This is a genomic window from Chitinophaga sp. XS-30 (assembly GCF_008086345.1).
Classification (GTDB): Bacteria; Bacteroidota; Bacteroidia; order Chitinophagales; family Chitinophagaceae; genus Chitinophaga.
Genome location: NZ_CP043006.1, coordinates 1826581 through 1845220, shown reverse-complemented (window position 1 = coordinate 1845220; position 18640 = coordinate 1826581). Strand labels below are relative to the sequence as shown.

Below are 18640 nucleotides of genomic sequence, written 5' to 3'. Positions count from 1 at the left end.
CGGAAGGGTCAGTCCCCGTAAAACTGGCGGTTCAATATTATCTCTGCTTCCGTCATCTCAAACTTTCTCTCCGATATTTCGCTATAGGCAATATATCCGGGATGCCCATCGGGACCGTTGCCCTGTGCAAGCGCGCAGTACACAAAACTGCCGCCGCCTTTCCATTGCACAGCCTGCGAGATGCCGGTAGTATCTCCGTTGATCACATGCTGCAGGCGCACGCGGCTGTCATTCTCTCCGTAATCCAGCTGTTCAATACCGATGTAACGCAGGCCCATCTTGTGCGCTACCGCGGCTGTGGTACCGCTGCCAAGATAGAAATCCAGCACCAGGTCTTCCGGTGAATCGACCACCATTTCGATGATCCGCTTGATCAGCTTTTCCGGTTTCTTGCCGTTCTTCAGCTTTACGCCGCCTTCCTTCGCGATGCCATCCCAGCTGATATCCTTCCAGAAATCGGTCAGCAGCTCGCTGGGCGTTTTCACCCCGTCGATCTCCCGTATCTTGTTCGCGTAAAAGGACAATGCACCGCCATTCATGACGTACCCGTACTTTCCGCTTTCTTCCTTTTCATATACGCATACCTTATTCCGTTGTTGTCTCGACGATTCCAGTATTTTCTTCAGCTTCGGCGATGGTTTATGCGGGTCGCGGATGCTCACCAGGTTTTCCGGATGGTCCAGCGCATATGCAGCCATGAGCTGATCGCGGATCAGCTTCCAGTATGGGCCCCAGTGTTCCCGGGCGTTCTTGCCCGTTTGCTGCGGGGAATGGCCGAGAGGAATTCCGTTCTCCCGGCAGATCACGTCACGCAAAGGTTCCAGCTTCCATTGCTGCGGCTCATCATGCGGATTGGTGATCACGAGGTTGTAATTCGAATCATAAGCCACCGGTACATAATTTTTCCTGAAGCGGAAATGTTGCCTGTTCCTTGTGTAAAACAGGATATATTCCGTTACGTCCACGGGGCCGGGATTAATGGTCTTGAATCCCGCCGGGGAAGCTGTTTTGACGGCGATCATCTGTACCATGTTCTCCCGTCCGAATACCTCATCCATCAATACCGTGAGATAGGCTACTTCCTTGTAATCGATCTGCACAAAGATGGCGCCATCGTCCCGAAGCAGGTCACGCGCAGCCTCCAGGCGATTCTTAATCAGGGTAAGCCAGGTAGCGTGAGCGAAATTATCATTGTAGGGGAATGTACTGCTGCCGGTATTATAAGGAGGATCGATGTAGATGAGTTTTACCGCGCCGTTGTACACTTTTTTTAAGCTGTGCAGCACCATCAGGTTATTGCCCCTGATGATCAGGTTGTCTTTGCCGGACAGCTGCTCGGGAGGGCATTCCCCGGCAGCGCTGTAACGCAGAAAGCCCGTCAGCACCTTCGGGGAAAATAGCCGTGCGATCTCCGGCGCAGCCAGCGTTTCGTTCTCCTGCTGCGGCGTGCCCTCCAGCACATAGCCGCTGTAAGGCCAGGTGAGCCGCACCGGTTCCTGCGCACCGGCAATCCCCGTCCTGCCGCCAGAAGCCGTATGCCCGTTTTGCCCGGTGGGCCGGCTATGAAGGAATTGCAAAAACCGCATCTTGTCAAACACCACGACCTCCCCGGCATTCACGAAAAAATGCTGCCGGGTAAGCCCGCCGGAGAGCAGCAGTTGCAGGAATCCCGCATCCGCCTTCCGGGCCAGGTCTTCCATGATATGCAGGCCAGCGCCATTGCTGCCGGCAAACCGTGCGTCACCGGTCAGCAGCCCCGTCAACTCATCAAAAAGTGCCTGCATGCTATTTTCCATGTACATCAATGTATTGAAAAATAGCGATTTTCCCTTTACTTTTCACGGGTCTTGTCTATCGCAGCCTGATCTTCGCCGGCATCGGGCATATCCTCGATATTTCCGGACTCTTTCAGGTACTTTTCCGCTTTCTCGCCGAACAGCGTATCCGCCTGCGTGCCTTTACCTTCGTCCGGCGCCGGGTTACTGGCGTTTCCTTCAGAAGGCGCAGGTTGCGGTTTATGTTTATCTTCTGTTGTCATGACCATGTGGTTTGGTTCCGGTTACTGCCCGGAAAACCATGCCATCAAAACAGCTGTAACTGCTATGCCACACGTAAATTCCGAAGTTTTTCCGGATCAATTACGTTGCTGATCTGCACAATATGGCTGCCATCTGCGGATAGACCGAATACCTGGCAAGCCACCAGCTGTTCACCGTTATAATACAATAGCGCCGGTTGATGGTTGATACGCGCCGGAACGGAGGATAGCCCTTTATCGTATTTCTCATACACATATACCAGCAGTTCCGTCACATCATGACGACCGGTGCAAACCTTCCTTACCACATTAAGTTTTTCGCCGCCATCTGCATAAAAGACAATATCGCGGGACAGCAAGTCTTCGAGCGTTTTGACATCTCCTCCCCGTAACGCGCCGATGTATTTGTCCAGCACACCGGAAGGCACAATCTCCCGTTCGGGCACAACTACAGGATGTTTGGCCGGGTCCAGCTTCATTTTGGCACGACTGAGGAGCTTGCGGGAGTTCTCCACTGTGGCAGACAGCACCTCGGATATCTCTTCGTGGGAATATCCGAATGCCTCTTTCAGGATGAAGACCGCCCGTTCCTTCGGGTTCAGCTTTTCCAGCAGGATCAAAAGAGAATATGAAGCAATGTCCCGCATATTGATATTGGTATCAGCAGCTTCTGTGGCTACCGGTTCCGGCAGCCACACATCTTCATAGCTGATCTTTTTTCTCCTGTTCTTCATGTTAATGGATTGGTTGATAACGGCTTTGATCAGATAGCTTTTTTCATTTTGTATCCCTTCTTTTTTCGCAGAGAGGTAACTGGACAGCACATCCTGGATAGCATCCTTTGCATCTTCAGAAGAACCGAGAATGTTGTATGCGTATGGGAACAATATTTTATGATAATCTTTCACGTTATAAAGGATTATGGGTTGTTAAATTGCGGCGAGCCACGCTGAATAACCAGGCGGACAGCCAACCGAACAGCAGCCCCGTTGCCACCGGCAATCCGAGATCAGGCAAGCCGGTCAGTTCAGGCGGATGGCCAGCAGCAAAAAATACGACCATGCCCAGGAACCAGGCCGCCATATTGCCGAACCATTTATCATGTTCCAGGAAAGACAAGGCCGCTATCAGTATAAACACCACCGGCAAAATACCATAATTACCCCAATACGGCGCCAGCCAGCCGGCGCACAACGTCATGAACATGGCCAGCAGCATGCCCAATGACATCAGTATAATCGTGTTACCCGCATTACGGAGGGTTGCGCCGAACTGAAAGTAACTGATCCAGCCGATGAAGAGTATCCAGGCCGGCCATCCCAGGGTTGCGGCCAGGAAAACGGCTATGGCGCCGAGTGTACCGTAGATGGCCGCATTGATCAATTTGAGTGAAAGTGTCATTGGAAAAGAGGTGTTGATACAGGCAGGTTGCGCTTGTATCGAATAGCAACCGGCCTGCATGAGTGATCAGTGTTTTCCCACCTGATAGTTGCCGGGTACAGGTTTGAATGTCTTGTTGATCCTGTTCCATGTATTGATCTGGGCAATGGCGAGCGTGAGGTCTGCGATCTCCGGAATGGAGAAATGGGGCGTAAGCGCGTCAAAAGCGGCATCTTCGGTCTCCGGTCCGCTGGCAAGGGTCAGCGCTTCGGCAAATGCCAGTACCGCCCTTTCCTTGTCGCTGTAATACGGGCATTCCTTCCAGGCGATAAGCGAATGCAGGCGAAGCTCCGTCTCGCCCATGCTGATTGCCTCTTTGTGATGCATATCCAGGCAGTAAGCGCAGCCGTTGATCTGGGAAACACGGTATTTCATCAGTTCCAGCAATAGCTGGTCAAGGGGAGATTTCTTCAGGTAAAATTCCGTTTTCATCAGGCCGTCCGCGAATCCGGGGGCAGTGTCCTTGTAAGTGATCCTTGTGTTCATATGCTTGTTTTTTACTTTAAAATAATGGTTTACGCATATAAGACACCGTCCGGAAAGGAAACGTGACAAGTGAGCGGGATTTTTTTGGGGAGGGATAAAAAAAACGCCTGCTTTTGGCAGACGTTCTTTTAAAAGACAACAGTATGTGTGTGTTAGTACGTAATTCCGGGAAATTGCACCTGGGCGGTTTCAAATTGCGCTACCCAGTCATTCCCCTTTTCATCATCGGGCCCGAAGGCGTCCAGCGCAAGCTGCTTCAGGTTGGTTTTGGCAGCGCCGCTCCAGAAGTGAACGAATTCACCGAGGTTCATGTTGCGGGTATATTCTTTACCCAGCGAGATCGTTTTTTGGGGGAAATGCTGTGATAATAAGGTGAAAAAGCCATTCAGCACATCCTTGCCCCCATGATCACGGTAGATAGGATAAAACCAATTCCGGAACCATTGTGTACCCGCTCTGGGATAGGGATCAACGGCATTCATCTTGTCATTGTACCATCTCAGTGCCTCTGCATCCCATCCGAGGTTCTTGTATACATCGTACTGGTAGATCTCCATCCACTTACTGTCGTGCCAGATGGGGAAAGCCGGAGAGTTATGCACACCCTTGGATCCACCTTCAACAATATGGCCCACCTCATGTGCTACAATGTCCAGATTCCAGCCGGAGCTGTCTTCCCAGGAGTTGTTAGAGCCCACATCGATCATATTGCGGTAATCGTGACTTGCATCAAAGAAGGTAGCCGGATGACCACCACCATATTTATTAAAATGCAGGATCACGAACATCCGTTTGTCCTGTTTCGCTTTTCCGAAATCCCCATATGTTTCCTTAGTGTACTTCCATATGGCTGTAGATATTCTCAGCGGCCAGGTGATCTCCTTGGGCATGTCGTTATCGTAATACAGGGCTACTTCATCATTGTAGGCTACCAGTTTTACGAGTTGATTATGTTCGAACCAATGCTCCTTCCATTCGGGAGGAGGAGCATTGGGATCGGTTTCGCTACCTGTGAGCTTTATCGTCTGGGTTTCGGTTTTGCAGCCGGAAGACATAGCACTCAGCAGAAGAAAACTGAAAAACAGGGTTTTCATGGTTGAATATTTTATTGCCAGCCCGGATTTTGGACCATGTTCTCATTGATAAGTACCTGGTTGTTCGGAATGGGGAACAAGTAATCCCGATCCGCCTTGAATACACGGGTTTCCAGGAGTGTCTTCTGATAGAAGTTTGCACCATCGGCCGTCATATTCATTCCATAAAATGCCCCTCCGTCCGTGGTTTCTGCTATCTTCCAGCGACGGGTATCAAAGTAACGCGAGTTCTCAAAGGCCAGCTCTACCCTTCTCTCACGACGGATCGCTTCCCTCATTTCAGCCTGGGTAGCCGGTGCGGGTAGCGCATCCGGGCCTGCTCCGTATTGAGGAACACCGGCGCGTTCGCGGATAAGGTTCAGGTACTTCAGGATATCCGTATTGGTGGGTGCGTATTCATTCAACGCTTCTGAATAATCCAGGTAGATATTGGCAAGTCTTAACAGGAGCGCGCCCCTCTCCCCATCACCTGTGGCTACGTTCTTTCTCACGATGTAGCCCGTAGGAGATACATCGGAAGTGCTCTGAGAGCGCCCGGAGTTACCGCTGAACTCCATATTTGTTACAATCGGTGTAGAACTGCCTCCCTGGTATAACCAGAAGCTGTTGTTATAGGTTACGCCAACGTAAAAACGAGGCTCTCTGTTCACCCATTGGTTGAATGTACTTCTTGTTGTATTATCGAAGGGTGCTCTGAAGCTGGAGAAGCCCGTTGACACATAACCGGATCCCGGTGCATCGATGGGCAGACCGTTACTCGTGAAATAAGCGTCTACCATCGTCTGTGTTACCCCCATAGCACCGCCACCTTTTTGCTCGGAAGGATATCCGGCATGGAACGGAGTTCTATCATATCGCATCAGGCTGGAAGAATTCGGACGGGCATAGATCCATTCCTTGTTCCAGTCAGTGAGTATCACATTGCGACAGGAAAGATAGGCAGCCGTGAAAGGATCCGCATTCGTTTCCCGATAGAGATCATATACACTGGGGACAAATTCGTCCAGAAATTCCTTTGCGGCATTCGCAGCGCGCTCCCATTTCAGTTGATCGTAAGCCGTGTTGGTCAGGCTGGATCCATCTTTGTTGGTAAAGTTGGCATAAGCTGTATTACCATTCCAGAGCGGACTAGCAGCCAGCATTAGTGCCTGTACCTTATATGCTTTGGCAACGCCTTTGGTCATCCTGCCCCATTCTTGGTCGTTGAAAGGAGTCACATCAAGGTCTGCATAAGCAGCATCCAGTTCACGAACAATAAAGTTGATGCAGGTATCAATATGAGACCGGGGGATCTGCAGATCCGCAACCGGTGTGTTTAGATCTACCAGATCATCCCCAAGCATGATCACCGGGCCGTAAATTCGTACCAGGAAGTAATAGTACATCGCCCTCAACGCCCTGGCCTCTGCTTTATAGCGTGTTTTTACCAGATCATTTACTTCCACCGGATTGGCATTGTCGATGTTCTGGATAAAGTAAGTGGCATTTCGGATGGCCTTGTAATAGTCTGTCCAGTATGTGGCCACATTGCCATCGGTATTGCTCCATACACTGGCGATCATATTATTGCAATAATTGAAGCTCCAGTTGTATTTCCCCTCATCAGATGCTCCGATCCATGCTCCTGAACGCTGATCGCCGGTAAAACGCTGACGATGTTCATTGGGCAGGCTCCAGTACACGTTGGCCAGGAACTTGTCTGTGTTTGCTTTTGACTTGAAAATGTCATCTATCGTGATCACATCATCCGGTATCTGGTCCAGATACTTGGAGCATGAAGAAACCCCGATTGCAAGTGACGCTGCTATTATTAAGAAAACTCTTTTCATTTACTACTGTTTTTGCATTTTTCAATAATCGGGCATCAACTGATGCCTGATCCGCTAGAAATTAGCCTGAATACCTATGTTCACAGACCTGGTATTGGGATATGATGTACCATTGGTGGTATTCAGTTCGGGATCCCAAAGATCAAATTTGCTCCAGTAGAGCAGGTTCAAACCTTGCAGATAAATGCGTGCATTTTTTACCCCGATCCGTCTCAATGTGCCTTTGGGAAGATTATAACCTAGATCCACTGTTTTCAAACGCAGGAAATCGATATCTTTTACCCACCAGGATGAGGACACAGCATTGTTCTTGTTCGCTGGATTGCCGTAAGCAAGGCGGGGATAGAATGCGTAAGGGTTCGGATTCTCTTCCGTCCACCGGTCCTCTGCTTTCAGGAAAAGATTACTTCTTTCCGGGCCGGTGCTATTATTGAACGGAATGATGCCATCGCCGGACAGCATTCTGTCAGCACCGCCCACGCCCTGGAAGAAGGCTCCGAAATAGAACTGCTTCCAGGTAAGGTTAAAGCCAAAACCGTACACTGTAGTCGGCACATCGCCATTTCCGATGCGGGTAACGTCATTTGCGTTGATAATGCCATCATCGTTCAGATCCTTATATTTGATATCGCCGGGACGGGGAGCGCCAATTGCCGACTGGTTCGGGCTCTTGTCGATCTCTTCCTGATTATCGAACAGCTTTTCCGCCACATAACCGTACCTGGACAGGTAGTTGTTCCCTCTTCTCTCCATATAGTCAAACGGCTGCTTCGGCTGATCGTTCTCTATTACCTTATCCCTGTTATAAGTAAAGGTTGCTCTTACATCAAGGGTCATATCCTTGCTGAGCTGCATCGGTATCATTTCCAATGTTGCATCAATACCTTTATTCTCTATGATACCGAGATTGCCCCAGGGAGAACTATTCAGGCCGATGAAACTGGGAAGAGACCCTCTTTGCAGGAATACACCGGAGCGTTCTTCCTTGAACAGGTCTACGTTCAGAGAAACTTTATTGCCCAGTGTTTTCAGTTCCACGCCAAAGTTCTGTTTGTATGATTTCGCCCATCTTACATCAGTACCATAGTCTGTGATCAGTGTACCATCGTAGTTCCTTCTGCCGGAACCAGTACCGAAATCAAGGCCATCACCCGAAGTGCTCACCAGGGTCAGATAGCCGAAACGGCGGCCGCCATTTCCACCATCTCCAACAGTACCATTTGAATAACGGAGCTTGAAGAACTGGAAAACATTGGTCATTGGCTCGAAGAATGGTTCGCTGGAGAGCACCCAACCCACACCAAATGAGGGGAAGAAACCAAATTTCTCACTGGGGGCAAAGTTTTCGGAACCATTGTAGCCAAAGTTCGCTTCCACGAAATATTTGTTATCATAGGCATAGGTCAACCTTCCAGCCAGCCCCTGACTGCGGTAAGGCAGGGAAGAGGTAACATTGGTTGCAAATGCCCGCGTCTCCTCACGCTGGTTGAAAAGCAGCATGGCGGTGATATTATTCTTTGCATCTATATCCTTGGTATAGTTGACAGATGCCTCTGTATAGAACTGACGGTTGGCATCATTGGTCCGGGAGTAGCTCAGATCATCGGTACCTTGAGACATCAGGTTCAGATTAAGAGAACCATCGGAATTGTACGGACGGGACTTGTTGATCAGATAGGTACTTCTTGTACGGGTTCTGCCAATTGTGTGTCTGTTCCAAACGTCAAAAGAAAACATGGCGGTAAGTGACAATCCCGGCAGAATACCTTTCAGATCCTGAGTAATACGGGCATCTGATAATATCTGATTATTGAAAGTATTCTCGTAACCAGTCTGGGTAACCTCTGCATAAGGGTTTCTTTGCGCGCCGGCGGAGCTTACACCAGGAACAAAGTTACCAGGATACATAATCGGGTACAGTACAGGATTAGTTTCCATTACTCTGCTGAATGCATCCTGCGGATTAACACCCGGCAGATTCAGTGTTGAAATATAGCCTTTAATACCAAGGTCGAATTTCGTGGTGGAAGTCCAATTCATCGACACGTTAGACGTGAAATTATAACGCCTGAAACGGGTTGAGGCATTGTAACTCTGCAGCGCATCAGTTCTAAGCAAACTTTCTTCATCATAGTAAGCAAGCGAAACATAGTAATTCGCATTTTCAGAACCACCTCTTGCACTGAAATTTGCCCGCCTGTTCTGACTAACGTCTTTGAAAAGGGCATCCATCCAGTCCACATTCGGGAATAACAAACCGTCCTCCTTCAAAATGGTGGAATTGATGGTATTGTTGGAATACTCAGGTGTCAAGCCGGTAGCGCGTTGCGCTTCGTTACGGAGCATCATGTACATTACTCCATCTGTCAACTCAGGTATTTTTGTAAAGGAAGTGACCCCTTGGTTATAGTTGAACATCAGGGTAGGCTTGCCTACAATTCCTTTCTTGGTATTGATGAGGATCACACCGTTTGCACCGGCAACACCATATACGGCAGTCGCGGATGCGTCCTTCAGAATGGTGAAGGAAGAGATGTCCTCCGGATCGAAGCTGTTGATATCACGGCCCTGCACTCCATCCACTACGATAAGCGGTGCTGCGTTGTTGCCGGACTGGTTGAAGGTGGAGATGCCACGAATCCAGAGATCCGCACCGTTCGAACCAGGAAGGCCTGTACGCTGAACGCCTACCAAACCGGATATACGGCCAGCGAGTGTGGCGCTGAGGTTAGCCACAGGCTGTTTCAGGTCCTCCACTTTAACGGATGACTGCGCACCAACCAGACTGATCTTCTTTTGCTGGCCAAAGCCCACTACCACTACCTCATTCAAGCTATTGTTGGTAGCTTTCATGGTGATATCAAAATCAATCGTTTTATTGATAATGAAAAAGTATGGTTCGTAACCGATCAAACGGGCAACCAGGGAGTCTCCCCGTTGCGCCATTATCTGGAAATTACCATTCCCATCCGTATTTATACCTGCTTTGGAGGTCAGGTTGATAATCGTTACACCAGGCATAGGGGACTTCAATTCGTCCTTTACGTTACCTGTGATCTGGATCTTGGCGTCCTGCTGTGCAAGCACGTCCACAGATATGAACAAAGCCAGTATGTACAGGCAGTTCATAACATTAAACTTTCTTAGTCGATTTCTAAGCATAGTTAATTTGGTTAGATGATTTAGAAATGTATGCTGAACAGACGCACTTCATCATTTGTTGTATAATCGCCCTGCTTTTCGGTTCCAGTGAGCATGAAAAGTCATTGAGTGAACGATCAGTTCTGCGGCCTTCTGATAACCCGCCATTCAGCCAATTGAAAAAGCCCGCTTGTACCATTCCCGATCTCTTCGATATTGATCCGGTAATACTTGAAGGTATCGGCGTTCTCAAATTCATACCGTTTGGTTTCCCTCCTGGCAGGGAAGGTTTCACCCTCACGGGAATCGAGTTCAGTCCAACTCTCACGGTTATGAGAGGCCACGATCTTCCATTTCCTGGGATCACGGGACGGGGCATCATTGGCAGATGTCAGTGTGTAAGCATCCAATCTTTGCGCGATATCATATTCCAGCTCCATGTAGAAATCAGGGGCGAAAGAAAAGATCAGGAACTTGGAATCAAGGTCCCCGTCAATTACCTTTTTGGAACCCTCTCCTGCACCCGAACCACCGCTATTCTCAATGTTCACATTGAGCTTGATAGCCAGTTCTGTCAGATCCTTGTCCGTCTCAGGGTCAGGTGGCAAAAGTTCATAGACGCGCTCTTTTTTCTTGCTGCATCCCATGACAATAGCCACCAGCAGAGTTAGCAGGAACACCGCGCTAATCTTGGTCGATTTGTAAATCTTCATATCAATATTGATTTTGGCTTTGAAATGCGTTTTAATGGAAATGTTGATCTGTTATTCGTATTTGTGTTGTATCAGCATGCACCCCCCCTCTGGAACTGACGATCAGTACTAGATTAAATAATCCCGGTTAATATCTTTCGTTGTAAATATCTTTCGTTGTAAATCCCGCCACCAATCCGGTCAGTTCTTCTGTTGATGACGCTTCTTGTCCCATCAACAACGTATCATAGACCCCTTTTCAGAATCTACCATCTTTGTAAATCACGATTAGGAAACCTGCTTATGCGTAAATAACATAGAATAAATCTTGTCACAAATCGCTGTTTTGAAAATTCCTGTATAATTCCGGTTGCGGAATCCCTGTTGCAAATTTCATTAAGAACACCTGATTGACTGAACTAGTTTAGCAAAAACGATTTAGCATATTAGTATTAAAATAATTTTCCTGTCCTCCCGGGCGGCTTGTCAATTCCAGCCGGGCATAGATATACAGCCTGACGCGACTCGATAGTACAGTATCGTGGCTTTTGAAGTTATTACCTGTTATTCTCCCTCATCCTACCCTGTTATCTAAAGCATATAGGGATGGCATAGTCTAGTCTCAAAACTTGCCTAAAAGTATAACGTAACTTTAACAAAAGCTGTCAACGGAATTCAAACAAATTGTTAACGGATATTTAATGGGGCAGTGCATCTTCTCTCAAACCGGTCTGCTAGCCTGTTTCGCCGGCAAAAACATATAATTCCGTATAACGGTGGCCCTCCATGTAAAATGCCGCGGTCCCTTCATTCCGGGAAACCGGTAATTTGCCGATCTGAGGATGCTTTTCCACAGTTTATATGCGAATTACCGGCGTTCGCAGGTTTCGTATGCCATGAAGCGAATATTCCGCAAAAACGGCAAGCTTATTGGAACAACAAAAGAGCGCAACCTCAATCTACATGATGATGATCTTCACTACCATCGGGCAATGGGATAAGACCCTTTTCGAAAAGATAAACACCGGCTGGGCAATTCCGATGCTGGACTGGTTCATGCTGATGTTGCGCGAACCGCTGACGTGGATTCCTTTATACGCCGCTATCCTGCTATGGGTCTGGTGGAAAATGCCCCGTCAGCTCTGGCTCTTCGTCATCCTGACGCTGATCACTTTTGCCATCACCGACTACGGGAATAGCAGCATCCTGAAGCCGCTGTTCGCCAGAGGCCGCCCCTGCCATGATCCGGACCTGCAGGCGAGCATGCGGACCCTTGTGCCATGCGGAGGCTTCAACTCCATGCCTTCCTCGCACGCGGCCAATCATTTCGGGCTGGCAATGTTCTGGTTCAGCGCGGTCAGAATGATAAAAGGGAGAAACTGGTATTGGGTGTGGATATGGGCGTTTGCAATCGGATATGCGCAGGTGTATGTGGGAAAGCATTACCCTACGGATATTCTCGCCGGCGCGATGTTTGGCGTGCTGGCAGGCTGGGCAACCGCTGCCCTGCTCCGTTATTCACTGAAAGAAAATTCATTTCCGCAGCGGCTTGTCCGTAAACGCCGGCAGGCATGATACAACCGGTATGCCGGGGACTTCTGCCCGCCGCGGCATACCGGCTTATGATCAATACACGACGATCTTCCAGATGCATCTGTATCCGTAATCCGACACATATATCAATCCCGGATGCTGTACGGCTACCCCTCCTGCCTGATTCATCCTGATCGCCCGGGCGGCGGACTCGTAGGCATCCGGCAGCGCAAAGACCGGGGGCATGACGTAACTGCTATCCCTCGGCCCCACGAACGGGCAGGCGCAATAAGCAGCCGTCTCAAAATGGCCTACACCCGCCAGCGTTTGTACAACACCGGTACCGGAGACCTTGCGCAATGCGCCATTCGTACCGTCTGCTACATAGAGATCGGACCCAAATGCGGCGATAGCTTTGGGATATGAAAACTGTGCCGCAGCCCCGGTCCCATCCGCCAGCCCCTCAAACGATATCATGCCAGCCAGTCGTGATGCGGCGCCCACCGGGGTGATGCGGGTGATGCCCTGGAAAAATCCGGAGCTGCCGCTTACATAATGAATATTGTTGTCCGCATCGACGCTCAAACCTGCCGGAAGGGCTACGGTTGCCTGCTCCATCGGCTCGATCCGGCTGCCCGTGACCGTTGTCACCACCCCTTCCGGCGTTATTTTCCTCAATTGCGAAGCAAACGGTATATCTGTTCCATAATGTTCCCCCACATATAGATTACCCATCGGGTCTATGGTCATCCCCTGCCCGGTTTCCGACTGGCCGAAATCATCTACCGCATTGTCTCCGAAACGGAAAGAGGCTGCGGCCCCTGTTCCATCAACATTACCAGGGGCCCCGCTGCCGGCGAGGACATTTATACTGGCAGGATCAGCTATCCGGATGGCTTTGACCTGCTGGCTGGCAGCATCCGCAACGTACAGCAGCCCCCGGCCATTATCGATGGCAATGCCCGTCAGCCTCCCGAATTCATCCATGGCGCCGGCAAAATCCGCTACTTCCCCAGCAGGACTGACACGCAGAATACGGTCATGCCCGCTTCGCTGATCAATAACATAGAGGTTACCTGTGGCGTCAAGCGTCATTTCCGCCGGCAGGTGGAAAGTTCCGTCAGCCGCGCCTTCCGTGAAACCGGCAAACACGCTGCCCGAAACCGTTGGCCTGTACAACATACATGCTCTGCAGCGATATAAAAGTTCATTTCTGAGCAGCAGGGAAATATCAACCCTGAGATGGTAAGGTAAATTCAGTACCGGCAACGTCAGCAGTACATAATCCCCTGACGCCTCCCTGATCTGCGCTTCTTCTTTATCAAAATATATCTTTCCCTCCCGCTTGATCAGTCCCTGTTTGTTCAGATCGACAAATGCAGGGGAAACGAGTTTGAGGGTCATGCCGGCATATGCCTCATCTACCGGTTTACCGGAGACATCGGTTATGACAACCTGGAGATCTTTGGGGTCCCGGTCCCAGGGGAACGGGATGCGTTTGCAGGAACCGGCCATAAACAGGCACGCTGCAAACCAGACAAACATTTGCTGTTTCATTGTTGGGGTGTTTAATAAATTATTGAAAATGATTGTGGAGGCTTTACATGGGGTGGTCAGGTACTGTAAAGTACAACATTCTGTTGAGATTCGGGGGTAATAAACCGGCAAAAATGCTGTAAAGTCCTTAAAAACAGAAATCCCCCGGGGCTTACATCCGGGGGATCGCTGAAATATCTGTTGTGAGGAATGTATTGTTAATCGCCGTAACCCGGGTTCTGTTCCATCAGCGGGTTGGCCTGCATCTCCACATTGGGGATGGGCAGGAGGAAACGGAAATTGCCGGCAGGCAGTGTTACGGCAGTGGTAGAAGGCGCTTCGTCCGCACGGCGCGCAACCGGCAGGCCTCTTCTTTTCAGGTCCCAGAAGCGGTGGCCTTCATAGCACAGCTCTTTGAACCGCTCATCCATGATGGCAGCGATCACGGCATCTTTTGAAGCAAAAACCTCAGCCAGATACCCTGTGATACGGGCAGCACGCAGTGCATTCAGGTCGCTTGACGCGGAATTGGCGCCGGAAACCCTGTTCTGTTCCGCCCTGGCCTCTGCACGGATGAGGTACATTTCGCCGGTGCGGAAGACCTTGGCGTTGTTTACATTTTCGTTAGCAGTACCGTAATCTGTACCGGCATACTTTTGAATGATCTTTGAAGGGCGGCCTTTGGAAGACAGTAACGGTTCGTCTTTCAGATAGGCTTCGAAACGCACATCATTCGCCTGATCATACATATCCCATAACTTGTCCGTAGGCATCCAGGTAACGGTACCGATATTATTGGCGTTCGCTGATGTGCCACGCCAGAGGCTGCCCATTCTGAGCGTGGTTGTGCGGACGAGGCGGAAAGCCGTTTCGTTGGTATTCTGGTCTTTCCACAATCCAACAAATTCATCGATGGGAGACAAGGGCAACTGATTGATGTACTCCGTAGCGGCTGCTTCCGCACCGGCCCAATCTTCCATATACAGTTTTATACGGGCTTCCAGTGCACTTGCAGCAGCCTTTGTAGCACGATTGATATTATCGCCTGTAAGGCTGGACGGCAGCAGCGCTTTTGCGTCCGTGATGTCTTTCAGCAATTTTTGGAAGTAAGGTTCCATTGTGATCCTTGCTGCAACATCAAGCGAAGAAACTTCCATATAAGGCATCGCCAACTCGCCGGCGGCGTAGGGACCACAGTAGTAACGGAATACTTCAAAGTGTGCGAATGCTCTCAGGAACAAGGCTTCTCCTTTCACCCTGTTACGCAGCGCAGTATTATCGGCCGGTTTAAGAGAATCTGCTACCGGCAACGCCGCCAGCACGCGATTCACACGGTCCACGATCCGGTAATTAGGCCGCATGGCGGTAAAGTTGTCGCGGATACCTACGTCCACCGTTCCGTACTGCCATTCATGCGTTGTTCCGGCGTTATAAAATTCCGATTTCTTCACTTCATCGGAAAAAGTAGCATTCAACAGTATCGGCATTTCAACACCCAAAGCAGCATAGCCACCTATTACGCCCTGCTCGCAGTTAGAGACGGTCTTCAGGGCAAGGGGCCCCGCAATCAGATCCGTCTCCGGAATATCAAGCAGTTTGTTGCAAGATGCTGACAGTAATATCATCGGTGCCAGCAGTAATTTAGCATATCGTTTCATCAGAGAATTCATTTTTAATTAATAAAATCAGTCTTGACCTCATCGCGACCAGGGATTAGAAATTAATATCAATACCGGCCACCAGCATCCTCGGGTTCGGGAACTCGTTCAGGCTGATATTGTTATTGTCTTCCGGATCAGGGCCACGCCAGGGGCTCCATATTGCCAGGTTCTGCGCCTGCAGATAAACTTTTGCAGACTTGACCAAACGGGTGCCTTTAATTCCTATTTCCGGGATCATATAGCTGAAGTTCAGATTTCTGAAACGCAGGAACTTGGCATCCTGAAGATCGGAAGAGGTAAATCCTCTGTCATACAGCGGTGACTGATATTTCTTGATATCACCAGGCTGCTGCCATTGGTCTGTCAGCAAACGGCGGGAGCCATTCACTGTCGCCTGATATCCTGATATGCCTCTGGTTATCCAGTTCTCGATGTTATTGCTTCTTACCACATCGAACTGATAGGAAAACAATCCGCTAAGCGTAAATCTCTTGTAACGCACATCCAGGTTAAAACCACCTACATGTTTGGGAATAAAGGTTCCGAATTTGGCAAACTGCCCGGCGCTTCCGATATCATATACGGTCTTTCCATCCTCTGCTTCATACATCGGCCGCCCGGTTTGCGGATCTGCTCCGAGATAATTGTAGTTATAATGACTGCCATAAGGAAGACCTTTTTTGATCAGGTAAGTTCCAAGAACATATTCGTCCACTGTGCCGAGATCCACCATTATGTTCTTGTTGATCGCATGGTTCATTCCCAGCGTAACAGTCAGGTCTTGTGTTTGCAAAACATCTACTCCCAGCAGGAATTCAATACCTTTATTGGTCATGATACCTGCGTTTATATCCAGACTTTCAAAACCGGTCAGGAAAGACAGCGGGTTTCTTACAAAAAGGTCTTTTGTTTTATTATGGTAGTAGTCAACTGACAACCTCGCCCTGTTCTGCCAGCCTGCCAGGTCTACACCGAAGTTCAACTTCTGGATCCTTTCCAATTTCAACCCGTCGTAACCCGGTGTTTCCGGTACGATCCCGGTAATCGGAGAACCGGCAAAAGCGGTGGTGGTGCCGTAACCTGCCAGCTGATTACCAAGATAATTGGTTACTGAAACCAGTGAACCGCTTATACTGTAAGTAGTGGTAGCGATACTCCCGATATTCGGTATGATGCCGTATGAACCGCGAACATTCAAATTCGTCAGCACATTCTGGGACTTCATAAAATCTTCCTTGATGGCGTTCCATGTTCCCCCGACGGACCAGGTGGTAATGCTCCTGTTATCTTTATTGATGATCCTGGAGGTACCATCACGGCGCACATTACCGGTAATGGTGTATTTATCCATGTAGGTGTAACGCCCTGTTGCAAAGTAGGATTGAATCCCGAAACCTGATTTCGCACTGGAACTGTTCTGCGGATAGGTGGTCTGCCCGGTGCCTACCGGTAACGCACCGGCACCCTGGCCGGTTTCCTGCAGGCGGGGGTCCAGGTTATACTGGAAGAAACCGAAGCCTTTTTGGTATTCCCTTACGGCCTCGTAGTACGCTCCTACCTCCACATCATGGATGCTGTTGAAATTTTTGGCAAACACAACGCTGGAAGTATTGACCATCTGCGATCTGATCTTGTAGGCTTCTGCATTGTACCCCGACTGGTTGGTTTGTATACTGCCCACATAGGAATTAGGATTGATATTACGCAGCATGCGATCATCCGTTACGTCAATACCGAAGCGATTGGCCACGATGACATTGGGCAGCAGCTGATACGCAAGATATAAGCCTGTATTGGCCTTGATCTGGTTTTGCCGGAGGATGGAGTTCTGATTACCCTCGATAACGTTCGCTATCGCTTTGAGGGAAAGACCGGAGCTTGACCCGTAATTGAGTGTACCATCCGCTTTGTACGGATTTTCATATGGCTTTGCCCTCCAGCTCATCTGGAAAGCATTCCTTGCACTATTTCCCAGCCATACACCTTCCGAGAGATTCGTGATGGAGTAACCGGCACCCAGGTTAAACTGAACGGTAAGTTTATTATAGGTATGGTCCAGGTTGAAACGGGTCGTATAACGTTTCAGGTTTGAAGTAAGGTCAGTACCTTCCTGATCGAAATAACCTGCGGAAAGATAGAATTTCGTTTTTTCATTACCCCCGCTGAAATTGATCTCATGCGTTTGGGAAAATCCTGTTCTGAACAGCAGGTCAACAAAATTTGTATTGATAGCCCTTACGCTGTCCAGTAAACGGTCGCGCCGGGATTTTTCAGCATCGGGTGCTCCAGCATAGGTAGGATTCTGTGGTGAATAGGCCCATCCGGGGGTGGTACCCATATTCAGGCCCATCAATCCCAGTCTCTCCTCATATGCCAGCGCCTCAGCAGTGTTCATCATATCAAAATTGGTTGCCCCAAGCTTTTCTGTAATACCTACCTGTGAACGGAAAGTAAAGGTGCCAACTCCGGCTTTGCCTCTTTTGGTGGTGATGACGATCACGCCCAAACCGCCACGGGCGCCGTACAATGCAGCGGCAGCAGCATCCTTCAACACCGTAATGGATTCAAAGTCATTGGGGTTGATCGTTTGCATATCAGCTGCCGGCAGGGGAACCCCATCCACGATAAACAGCGGCTGCACAAAAGCGCCGGTGATAGACTGAATACCCCGGATGGTCAGGTTAGCACTGGCTCCGGGCTGTCCGTTACCGGAACTTACCTGCAAACCAGGCGCCCTCCCCTGAAGGGCCTGATCAAAAGCACCAACAGGAACGGTCTCCACGACCTTGGAATCAAGCGTTGTTACGGCGCCGGCGTATTGTGATTTCTTGATCCTGGAATACCCCGTGATCACCACTTCCGTAAGGCTTTTATCACTCACTTTCAATGTCGCATTGATCACGTCTCCTGTGCCGATGGGGATCTCAAGTGTTTCCATACCAATAGAGGAGAACACCAGTACTTTGGCTGATGAAGGCACATTCAGGGAATAGAATCCCTCTAGGTTGGCTACCGTACCGGTAGTCGTGCCTTTGATCTGGACGGTAGCTCCGGGAACCGTCTCACCTGTGTCATCTGTTATCCTGCCCGTAATGGTTCTCTGGGCCAATAACGTTCCTGTAATTAGTAAGAGCGTAACTACAGAGAATAGAAATTTCCTCATGTGCGAGTTGTTTAGATTTAGAAAATT

13 protein-coding genes are annotated in these 18640 nt (G+C 49.4%); 1 reads left to right on the top strand and 12 read right to left on the bottom strand.

The window, feature by feature from the left end; all coding sequences use genetic code 11:
- Positions 1-8: 8 nt before the first annotated feature.
- From FW415_RS07725 to FW415_RS07685, 9 genes are all read right to left on the bottom strand, one after another.
- On the bottom strand, positions 9-1796 hold the full coding sequence (locus FW415_RS07725; protein WP_168208725.1) for a DNA methyltransferase: 1788 nt from the start codon (positions 1794-1796) through the stop codon (positions 9-11).
- A 35-nt stretch (positions 1797-1831) separates the two neighbouring features.
- Positions 1832-2038 carry a hypothetical protein gene (locus FW415_RS07720; RefSeq protein ID WP_148383693.1) on the bottom strand — a complete coding sequence of 69 codons (207 nt, stop codon included), beginning with the start codon at positions 2036-2038 and terminating at the stop codon, positions 1832-1834.
- 62 nt (positions 2039-2100) lie between these two features.
- Positions 2101-2946: a sigma-70 family RNA polymerase sigma factor gene (locus tag FW415_RS07715; RefSeq protein ID WP_148383692.1), complete on the bottom strand. Its 846-nt coding sequence runs from the start codon at positions 2944-2946 to the stop codon at positions 2101-2103.
- 1 nt (position 2947) lies between these two features.
- Positions 2948-3439, bottom strand: a complete 492-nt coding sequence (locus FW415_RS07710) for a DUF1097 domain-containing protein (protein WP_168208724.1) — start codon at positions 3437-3439, stop codon at positions 2948-2950.
- Between the two features lie 66 nt (positions 3440-3505).
- Positions 3506-3964, bottom strand: coding sequence for a carboxymuconolactone decarboxylase family protein (locus FW415_RS07705; RefSeq protein ID WP_148383690.1), 459 nt, complete (start codon positions 3962-3964; stop codon positions 3506-3508).
- Positions 3965-4116: 152 nt separating this feature from the next.
- Positions 4117-5058 (bottom strand): hypothetical protein, encoded by a 942-nt coding sequence (locus FW415_RS07700; RefSeq protein WP_148383689.1) that lies wholly within the window; start codon positions 5056-5058, stop codon positions 4117-4119.
- An 11-nt stretch (positions 5059-5069) separates the two neighbouring features.
- Positions 5070-6887 carry a RagB/SusD family nutrient uptake outer membrane protein gene (locus FW415_RS07695; protein WP_148383688.1) on the bottom strand — a complete coding sequence of 606 codons (1818 nt, stop codon included), beginning with the start codon at positions 6885-6887 and terminating at the stop codon, positions 5070-5072.
- A 54-nt stretch (positions 6888-6941) separates the two neighbouring features.
- Positions 6942-10016: a TonB-dependent receptor gene (locus FW415_RS07690; protein ID WP_148383687.1), complete on the bottom strand. Its 3075-nt coding sequence runs from the start codon at positions 10014-10016 to the stop codon at positions 6942-6944.
- 149 nt (positions 10017-10165) lie between these two features.
- Positions 10166-10708 carry a discoidin domain-containing protein gene (locus FW415_RS07685; protein ID WP_148383686.1) on the bottom strand — a complete coding sequence of 181 codons (543 nt, stop codon included), beginning with the start codon at positions 10706-10708 and terminating at the stop codon, positions 10166-10168.
- A 975-nt stretch (positions 10709-11683) separates the two neighbouring features.
- Here FW415_RS07685 and FW415_RS07680 point away from each other — a divergent pair.
- Positions 11684-12295 (top strand): phosphatase PAP2 family protein, encoded by a 612-nt coding sequence (locus FW415_RS07680; protein ID WP_148383685.1) that lies wholly within the window; start codon positions 11684-11686, stop codon positions 12293-12295.
- Between the two features lie 51 nt (positions 12296-12346).
- On the opposite strand, the gene FW415_RS07675 is transcribed toward FW415_RS07680, so the two are convergent.
- The 3 genes from FW415_RS07675 to FW415_RS07665 form a co-directional block, all read right to left on the bottom strand.
- Positions 12347-13810 carry a hypothetical protein gene (locus FW415_RS07675; RefSeq protein WP_148383684.1) on the bottom strand — a complete coding sequence of 488 codons (1464 nt, stop codon included), beginning with the start codon at positions 13808-13810 and terminating at the stop codon, positions 12347-12349.
- A gap of 197 nt (positions 13811-14007) precedes the next feature.
- Entirely contained in the window at positions 14008-15447 is a 1440-nt protein-coding gene (locus FW415_RS07670) for a RagB/SusD family nutrient uptake outer membrane protein (protein WP_168208723.1), read from the bottom strand.
- 55 nt (positions 15448-15502) lie between these two features.
- Complete coding sequence (locus FW415_RS07665) at positions 15503-18613, bottom strand: SusC/RagA family TonB-linked outer membrane protein (RefSeq protein WP_148383682.1); 3111 nt, start codon at positions 18611-18613, stop codon at positions 15503-15505.
- Positions 18614-18640 lie beyond the last annotated feature (27 nt).

Coding starts and splice junctions, on each gene's coding strand:
- FW415_RS07705 (WP_148383690.1), bottom strand. CDS start 3,964: ATGAACACAAGGATCACTTACAAGGACACTGCCCCCGGATTCGCGGAC.
- FW415_RS07665 (WP_148383682.1), bottom strand. CDS start 18,613: ATGAGGAAATTTCTATTCTCTGTAGTTACGCTCTTACTAATTACAGGA.
- FW415_RS07710 (WP_168208724.1), bottom strand. CDS start 3,439: ATGACACTTTCACTCAAATTGATCAATGCGGCCATCTACGGTACACTC.
- FW415_RS07720 (WP_148383693.1), bottom strand. CDS start 2,038: ATGACAACAGAAGATAAACATAAACCGCAACCTGCGCCTTCTGAAGGA.
- FW415_RS07670 (WP_168208723.1), bottom strand. CDS start 15,447: ATGAAACGATATGCTAAATTACTGCTGGCACCGATGATATTACTGTCA.
- FW415_RS07695 (WP_148383688.1), bottom strand. CDS start 6,887: ATGAAAAGAGTTTTCTTAATAATAGCAGCGTCACTTGCAATCGGGGTT.
- FW415_RS07675 (WP_148383684.1), bottom strand. CDS start 13,810: ATGAAACAGCAAATGTTTGTCTGGTTTGCAGCGTGCCTGTTTATGGCC.
- FW415_RS07700 (WP_148383689.1), bottom strand. CDS start 5,058: ATGAAAACCCTGTTTTTCAGTTTTCTTCTGCTGAGTGCTATGTCTTCC.
- FW415_RS07690 (WP_148383687.1), bottom strand. CDS start 10,016: ATGAACTGCCTGTACATACTGGCTTTGTTCATATCTGTGGACGTGCTT.
- FW415_RS07680 (WP_148383685.1), top strand. CDS start 11,684: ATGATGATGATCTTCACTACCATCGGGCAATGGGATAAGACCCTTTTC.
- FW415_RS07725 (WP_168208725.1), bottom strand. CDS start 1,796: ATGGAAAATAGCATGCAGGCACTTTTTGATGAGTTGACGGGGCTGCTG.